The sequence below is a fragment of the Microbacterium maritypicum MF109 genome (assembly GCF_000455825.1).
In the GTDB taxonomy this organism is placed as follows: Bacteria; Actinomycetota; Actinomycetes; order Actinomycetales; family Microbacteriaceae; genus Microbacterium; species Microbacterium maritypicum_A.
Genome location: NZ_ATAO01000119.1, coordinates 1 through 546 on the forward strand (window position 1 = coordinate 1; position 546 = coordinate 546).

Consider the following 546-nt stretch of genomic DNA (forward strand, 5'->3'; position numbering starts at 1 on the left):
GAGGCCGACATCCTCGACACCTGGGCGACCTCGTCCCTCACACCGCAGCTCGCGGGCGGCTGGCAACGTGATGAGGAGCTGTGGCAGCTCACCGCTCCGTTCGACCTGCGCCCGCAGGGCCAGGACATCATCCGCACCTGGCTGTTCTCCACCATGCTGCGTTCGACGCTCGAAGACGACAGGACGCCGTGGCGCAACGCCGCGATCTCGGGCTTCATCGTCGACCCCGACCGCAAGAAGATGTCGAAGTCGAAGGGCAACGTGGTCACCCCGGCCGACGTGCTCGACGCCCACGGCTCGGACGCGGTGCGTTACTGGGCCGCATCGAGCCGCCTCGGTATGGACGCGGCATTCGACCCGCAGAACCCCACGCAGGTCAAGATCGGCCGTCGTCTGGCCATCAAGGTGCTCAACGCCGCCAAGTTCGTGCTGTCGTTCCCCGTGCCCGACGGCGCACAGGTCACGCACGCCCTCGATGCGTCGATGCTGACAGCCCTCGACGGCGTCGTGGTCGAGGCGACCAAGGCATTCGAGCGGTATGACGCC

At 67.4% G+C, this 546-nt stretch carries 1 protein-coding gene; it reads left to right on the forward strand.

Annotated elements, in window-relative coordinates; translation table 11 throughout:
- The coding region (locus L687_RS0121280; protein ID WP_031206946.1) for a class I tRNA ligase family protein at positions 1–546 on the forward strand (546 nt) is incomplete at both ends.